Source organism: Mesotoga infera, assembly GCA_011045915.1.
Taxonomy (GTDB): domain Bacteria; phylum Thermotogota; class Thermotogae; order Petrotogales; family Kosmotogaceae; genus Mesotoga; species Mesotoga infera_D.
In genome coordinates this window covers 1-7158 of record DSBT01000211.1, presented here as the reverse complement: position 1 = coordinate 7158, position 7158 = coordinate 1, and the positions used below count along the sequence as shown (strand labels likewise).

Genomic DNA, 7158 nt, shown 5'->3' with positions numbered 1-7158 from the left:
TCGGGCAGTTGTCGTTTATTCCGTCGCCGTCTGCATCCACAAAGTTCTCACAGGTTGTAGGATCCTGAGTTCTCTGCATCGCCTTCGTTCCGTAACCTACTGCCAATGTCATTCCACCGATCAGAAGAACCGCTATCGTAATTAACACTATCTTTTTCATCTCTTACACCTCCATATGATTTTTGGTACATTCTCAGTCTACGGCCCGTTTCTTGGAGCCCGCTTAAAAACTGCTTAGAGGTTGCTTAGAGATTTGAAGGGCTACGAACCCCTGCCTCTGACTCCCAACCACGGTTTCTCCAAACGCGATATGCTATCATTTTTACACCACATTCAGGGATGGTGAAATGATGTTTGAATGCAGGAGAATAAGCAGTCAAAAGGACTATCTTGAACTTATGAAATTCTCTTTCGGTATTCCAGAAAATTGGATGAAGGTAGCTTCGAAACATGCTGGTGAGATCTTTAATAACGATCTAAGGGACCCCTTTGGGGCCTATGACGGTTCTACACTTGCCGCCGAGTATCTTCTGCTTTCTTTGAAGATGAGACTCAGAGATTCAGTCGTTGCGATGGGCGGAATTGGGAACGTCTGCACAAGTCCCCTTTACAGGGGAAAGGGCGCAGTCAAATTCCTTCTGAAGAGATCACTGGAGACTATGAGAGAGAAAGGGCAGGCCGTATCTCTGCTCTATCCCTTTAGCAGAAGCTTCTACAGAAAGCTCGGTTGGGAGGAGTTTGACACGATGCTAAGGGCTCAGTTCTCCCCTGGTTCTATAGATCTTCCCGATCAGAAGGTAGAAGTGACGATTGAGGAGATGGAAGATGCCGACGGCGAAATCAGGGAGTTCTACAATGATTATGCAAGCAGTCACTACAGCATGATCTTGAGAGACGAAGAGATGTGGAAAAGCGACTTTGAGTTCCGAACCGACAACGATGTTTCTAAGAAATTCGTGAAGTTCAAGAGAGAAGGAAAGACTACAGGGATGCTCCGCTATGTCTTTCTCTACGACAACTTCGACAAGGACAGCGGACTTAAGTTTGTGGTCACGATCTTTCTTGCGGATGATGCCGCAACGAAGCATGCAATGTTCCGTTTCTTAAAAGGTCTTTCTCTTCAGATCGACCAGATTCACGCCTTTCTACCGCCTGATTTCCTTCTCTGGCCGTATCTAAAGGAAAGGCCATCCGAGATTAAGATAGTACCCAGGACTATGATCAGAATCGTAGACCTCCAGCTGCTCAACGGTCTGAGAATCGACGCTCCGGACATGCGGGTCGGAATCAAAATCGACGACAGCCAGGCATCATGGAATGACGGAGTTTTCGAACTATGTGTTGAGAATGGAGAACTTAGCTTCTTGCCGAGTGACTCTTTTGATCTCGAGTGTGAGATCGCGACCTTATCTTCGGTTGTTGGCGGGAGCACAGACTTCAAAGAGATGATAGAGTTCGGCAGGGTTAAGGTATCGGGCGGCTACAAAGGTCAGGATCTTCCGAAGAGCTTGCCCTTCGCGCTTCAACACTTCTAGTATTATCCTGCCAGCAATGAATATGCCCCGGATCGATACGGGGCATACTTATTCGTCTGTGTTTTGAAGATTCACACCAGACCAAGTCCGCCGTCGGACATTATCACCTGGCCCGTTATCCAGTCCGATTCCTCCGAGGCGAGAAATACCATTATTCCTGTATGGTCTTCAGGATGCCCGATCCTCCCGGCCGGGGTCTTTTCCTCTATTCTTTTCAGTACTTCGGGATGTTGAGAATAGAAGGGAGAAGTAAATGGAACGGTCTCTGTTGGGCCGGGAGCAATGACGTTTACCTGAATATTGGCCGAGGCTAGTTCGAGTGCCATTACCTTCGAAATCGCAATAATCCCCGCTTTTGCTGCGCAGTGGCCTGCGTGTTCCTTTTCCGGAAAGAGGCCTCCGACCGAGGCCAGGTTGATGATCTTTCCACCGCCGTCTTTCGACATCATCTTAGCTACGGCCTGCGACAACATGAAGACTATCCTCACATTGATATGCCACTGCCTGTCAATCTCTTCTATTGGGTGATCGACAAATGGTGCCCTGTATATGTAGGCTGGGCAGTTAAGAAGGATGTCGACTTTCCATGTCTTTTCTTCCAGTAGATCTGATATCTCATCCACATCGCTTTGACTGTTTATGTTTGCGCATATCGTCGAACAGAATCCCTTTCTCGATTCTTCAAGTTTCTTCTTCAAGGCTTCGAGCTTTTCCTCGTCTCTGTCCAGCAGAATAACCTTTGCACCCTCGTTTACAAATGCATCGGCAGCGGAGCTTCCAACTCTTCCCGCTCCGAAGATAAGGGCCGTCTTTCCGGTAAGTCTCTCACTCATAGTTCATTACCCCCGCTCTGCAATCGGAGGAAGTCTGAAACTCCTCCCTCGCTTAATTGAAATTTCTTTCCAGTTATTAAACCTGTAAGCTGCTTCGCAGGCTGCTATTATGGCGTTTTCATTCGAAGGAGGAGTCTCTGGTCTCTCACCTCGCGAGATGTTGGATCCTGCGGTGCATATGGCGGCGGCATTGATCTTCAGAAGAGAAGAAAGCACATAGAGAGTAGCTGCTTCCATGTCGAGCTGTAAAGCGCCTGCAGCAATCCATTCTTTAAGTTTTCCGTAGATAGATGATGGGAAGTCTTCTCTCAAGAGATCGGGCTTTGTTGCATAGAAAGAATCGAGTGAAAGGCCGATTCCCACGTGATAGACCACACCGCCCTCTTCACAGGCTGAAATCAACGCCGTAAGTAGCCGGTAATCGGCTACGGCGGGGAAGTTCTCCGGAATGAAGAGATTTGCAGTTCCCGAGTATCTTATGCAACTCGAAAGCACGATCAAGTCTCCCGGTTTCACATCGTCTGCAAGTCCTCCGGAAGTTCCGACACGGATGATTGTCTTGACGCCCAGCTTGTTTAGCTCGACCACCGCGATCTCAGTCGAGGGTCCTCCGATTCCGCTAGAACATACAGTAAGCGGCAGGCCTTTATAGGTTCCGGTAATAGTTATGTAGTCTCTGTTGTTTCCTATTTCCTCCACATTGCTCAGACACTCTCCGATTTCGTATACTCTTGCCGGATCACCGGGTACAAGAGCTATCTCGGGAAGGGAGTCGCCGGAAATCTGCAAGTGGTTTTTCGCCTTCTTAGAATTATTCATGAAATCATCCTTTCAATCCCGTTCCGCTTATCCCCCTTACGAAGTACTTCTGGAGGAAGAGGAAGAGAATTACCGGCGGAAGACTGCCGGCGATTGCCGAGCTGAAGAGATTCGCCCAACTTGTGTTTTCCGTTGATCTATGTGCGGCGATGGCTACCTGTACAACCTCGAATCTACTTGAATGGGTTGCTACAAGAGGCCAGAACAGCGAGTTCCACTGGAACATGAAGACCATTACAATTACAGTGACTATGGCCGGAACGCTCAGCGGAAGAACGATCCTCCAGTAGATTCTGAACCAGGAAGCGCCGTCTATTCTTGCCGCTTCCATGATCTCTGAAGGCACTTCAGAGAAGAACTGTCTGAAAAGGAATATCGCAAGGCCGTTGGCTACGCCCGGAAGAATGAGAGCCCAGTATGTGTTGTCTATACGCAGCTGCTTTATGAGTATATATAGCGGTATAACGATGGACTCGAAGGGAACCATGAAGGTTATCAGTACTATTGTAAAGAGCGCAGCTTTGCCTCTGAATTCGAACTTCGCTAGCGCAAATCCCGCCATGGATGCTACAATGACCGTTAGAAGTATGGTCGAGACCGAAACGAAAAGGCTGTTCATGAGAGCTCTGCCAAAGTTTAGGTTGACGAATATATGTACGAAATTCTCCAGTGTCGGTTTGGTAGGAACGAAACTTTTCCAGGTCAGAGGATTGGCGTACTCGTAGAGCGGACTGGCAGGCCTCAAAGCGGATGCAACGACCCAGATGAGTGGGATCAGAAAGAATAGGCTTATAATGCCGAGAACGGCAAATAGTATCATTGTTTTCCAAAGACTTCGCTTCTTCATGATTCCACCTCAATACTCGAATCGAGCTCTGGTGAACCTCAGCTCGAAGAAACTGAAAACAAGGATGATTCCCAGCAAGATCGTAGTGATCGCAGAGGCCCTTCCCATGTCGAGATTTACGAAGGCGCTCTTGTAAGACTCGTACATCAGGAGATTTGTCGAGCCCATGGGGCCGCCCTTCGTAATTATGTAAACAGGCGCGAAACTGAGAAAATTGAAGGCCGTATTTGCAACGAGAACAAAGGAAATAGTCCTCGTGAGCAGAGGCAGCGTAATCTTGAACGTCTTCCTTAAAGTTGAGGCCCCGTCGATCTCGGCGGCTTCGTACAGCGTCTCGGGAATGTTCTGCAATCCTGCAAGGAAGTACATCATCCAGTAGCCGGAGCTTCTCCAGACGTTAAGAAGTATCAGCCCCCAAAGCGCCTGATCGGGAGAGGCGAAGAAGGGCTGAGGTTTGAAGCCGAACATGGTCAGGAAGCTGTTTGCCAGACCGTTATATGGATCGAGGACTATCATCCAGATTACGGAGACAACGGCGAACGATATCGCCGCCGGCAAGAAGAAGACAGTCCTGAAGAACTTGGTGAAGAAGTGACTGGAATTCAGAAGCAGCGCCATCAACAATGAGGTCAGGACAATCAGTGGATTTACGATTATAGAGTAGAAGAGAGTAACGGAAAAAGATCTCCAGAAGACGGGATCGTGCTTGAAGAGGTATTCATAGTTTTCGAACCCTACGAATGACTTTGTCCCGGTGAAACTCGTCATAGTAAGGCTCTCAATAACCGAGACGCCTATTGGCCAAATCTTGAACACAAGAAGAAATGTCAGCGCGGGCAGAACAAAAAGCCACGCTACTTTGTTATTTCGAAACATCTGCGCACCTTCCGGAATAATCTAAATTCAAGCACGATCCCTGGAAAACTATCTGTACTTTCTAAGTTCTCTGTCGATTCGTGCGGCGACCTCTTCAAGAGTGCTTCTTGGATCGGCACCGTAGTGAATAGAATTGAATGCCTCCCTCAGCATAAGCTCGTACTGCGAGTAGCCGGGTGTTCTAGGTCTTGGGACTGCGGTGGTCTCCATCTCTTTGACGAAGAGCTGCCACATTGGGTTATCGAAAACCTCGGGAAGGGCCTCGTAAACATCTGACCTTGCGGGTGCTATACCGTTCAGCTTGTGCCAGGTGATTACAGCTTCCTTGCCGGTAATAAACTTTGTGAAGGCCAGAGCTTCCTCAAGCTTCTTTGTCTTGGAGTTAATTCCAACATGCCAGCTGCCCGTTGGGGTAACTGCAACTCCGCCCTCGAAATACGGGAAGGGGGAAAGTCCATAAGCCAGGTCGGGGTACTGGAGCATCCTTCGCAAATTCCACTCATTTCCGAGCATCATTGCTGCTCTACCAGTTCCGAAATACTCGCGTGAAATTGCCGAGTCGCTGAGACCTTGGGGACTGACCTTCCATTCGTTGAAGAGCTTCCAGTAGAAGGTGGTTCCTTCAACGAACTCATCTGAAGTGATATATCCCTGAGATTCAAGACCGTCATCGGAAAGGACTTTCGCACCAAGTGACTGAACCATGGGGAAGATCAGATACGGTCTGTCTATCTGTTCAATCACAAGACCCCAGATATCTGTAAGTCCGTCCCCATTGGTGTCTTTGGTGAGTTTCTTCGCAATTTCGGCCACCTCTTCCCACGTGAGCCTCTCTTCTATTGTCTCCGGCAGGAAGGGAACGCCGTATTCCTCGAAGATAGCTTTATTGTAGAATATGCCAGCCGATGAAGTCCCGTAAGGAACCGAGTAGAAAGAACCATGATAGCTGCCCTCTTCTATGGAGGCATCGAACCACGCAGACATCTCCTCATCGCTGAAGTGTTCATCCAGGGGAAGGAGATAACCTCGTGCCGCATAAGAGGCCGTGTTTGGACCATCCACTATATACACATCCGGCGTACCGTCGCCAGCTGCCAGTCGGACTTCGATCGTCTGGAAAAGCTGGCCGAAGGGTACCAGTTGAATATCCACGTCGATTCCGGTCTCTTCTTTGAACGCATTGACGAGCTGCATAACCTGATCCTGGGGCCATCCCATCCATAGGACCTCGATGGTTGTGGCTGAAAGCATAACACCCAGTAATAGAACCATCACCAGTAAGAGCTTTCTCATTTCCCTACACCTCCTGTTGAGCTACCTGTCTCAACGTCTTCTAATGAGCTTGAAAGTGAATTTTCCCGACGGAAAGTAACTCTTCGAATATAGAACCTTTCTATCCAAAACGTCGTAATGAATCTGCTCCAATAAGAGAACTGAAGTATCCGCGTCGACCTTGAGCCTCCTAGATAGAACCTCGTCACAACTGATAGGAATTAGATCGCACTCGGCATATCTGATATCGATATTATAGTGTCTACCAAGTCCCTCAAAGACAGAATTGTGGATTCTGTCGGGATCTATATCTTTCACAATGGACTTCGGAATGTAATCAATGCAAACGGCAACGGGGATTTCCGAAGCGTATTTTGTAGTCTCAAGAACATGAACCAGACTGCCCACCCCCAGATCGAGGAACTCGCAGATTTTCTCTTCGCAAGCACATTGATCGAATCGACTTATCTCGCTCCTCGCAGAATGACCCTGGGACTCGATAAAGCTGCCAATGCTTGAGAGCCTCTCGATTCCTCCCCTAATAATCGGATATCTATCTGTAACGAAAGTCCCAATTCCATGCTTCTTGAGTAGCAAACCCTCCCTTTGAAGGAGACCGATAGCCTCTCTTAGTGAATTTCTGCTAACTCCAAGCTCATGAGCAAGGTCGGGTTCCGAGGGTAGTCTCTCTCCGGCTTTGAGTTCACCATTCAAGATCAGTTTTCTCAATTCGTTATGAATCTTCCCAGAAAGTGAGGCATGGGAATTGTGGTCGATCCCTATCTCCTTCATTCGCACCGCCTCTCGAATGTTGTAGGATGTCCTACAACTTAATATACACTATTCATCTTCAGAAACAAAGACTGTGGAAACCTTTTTGTCTGCGATTTGCCGTCATTGGTCCACTGTACTCGGAATCGGAATTCCGGCGAAGAACATGCCGGGACGCGAGGCCGACTGCGTCGGGAAGTGAGGC

The 7158-nt window shown here is 48.4% G+C and carries 7 protein-coding genes; 1 reads left to right on the top strand and 6 read right to left on the bottom strand.

The window, feature by feature from the left end:
* Window positions 1-347: 347 nt before the first annotated feature.
* Window positions 348-1535, top strand: a complete 1188-nt coding sequence (locus ENN47_07570; GenBank protein ID HDP78027.1) for a GNAT family N-acetyltransferase — start codon at window positions 348-350, stop codon at window positions 1533-1535.
* A gap of 71 nt (window positions 1536-1606) precedes the next feature.
* Here the strand turns inward: ENN47_07570 and ENN47_07565 are convergent, their stop codons facing one another.
* Genes ENN47_07565 through ENN47_07540 form a run of 6 tightly spaced genes read right to left on the bottom strand, consistent with a single transcriptional unit; the run spans window position 1607 to window position 6974 of the window.
* A complete protein-coding gene (locus ENN47_07565) occupies window positions 1607-2368 on the bottom strand; it encodes an SDR family oxidoreductase (GenBank protein HDP78026.1) in 762 nt (253 codons plus the stop codon).
* Window positions 2369-2374: 6 nt separating this feature from the next.
* Window positions 2375-3187, bottom strand: coding sequence for a uridine phosphorylase (locus ENN47_07560; protein HDP78025.1), 813 nt, complete (start codon window positions 3185-3187; stop codon window positions 2375-2377).
* Window positions 3188-3191: 4 nt separating this feature from the next.
* Window positions 3192-4034 (bottom strand): carbohydrate ABC transporter permease, encoded by an 843-nt coding sequence (locus ENN47_07555; GenBank protein HDP78024.1) that lies wholly within the window; start codon window positions 4032-4034, stop codon window positions 3192-3194.
* A 9-nt stretch (window positions 4035-4043) separates the two neighbouring features.
* Window positions 4044-4910: a sugar ABC transporter permease gene (locus ENN47_07550; protein ID HDP78023.1), complete on the bottom strand. Its 867-nt coding sequence runs from the start codon at window positions 4908-4910 to the stop codon at window positions 4044-4046.
* Between the two features lie 48 nt (window positions 4911-4958).
* The gene (locus ENN47_07545; GenBank protein ID HDP78022.1) at window positions 4959-6203 is read right to left on the bottom strand and encodes an ABC transporter substrate-binding protein; all 1245 of its coding nucleotides are present in this window, start codon (window positions 6201-6203) and stop codon (window positions 4959-4961) included.
* A 30-nt stretch (window positions 6204-6233) separates the two neighbouring features.
* Window positions 6234-6974, bottom strand: a complete 741-nt coding sequence (locus ENN47_07540; protein HDP78021.1) for a GntR family transcriptional regulator — start codon at window positions 6972-6974, stop codon at window positions 6234-6236.
* Window positions 6975-7158 lie beyond the last annotated feature (184 nt).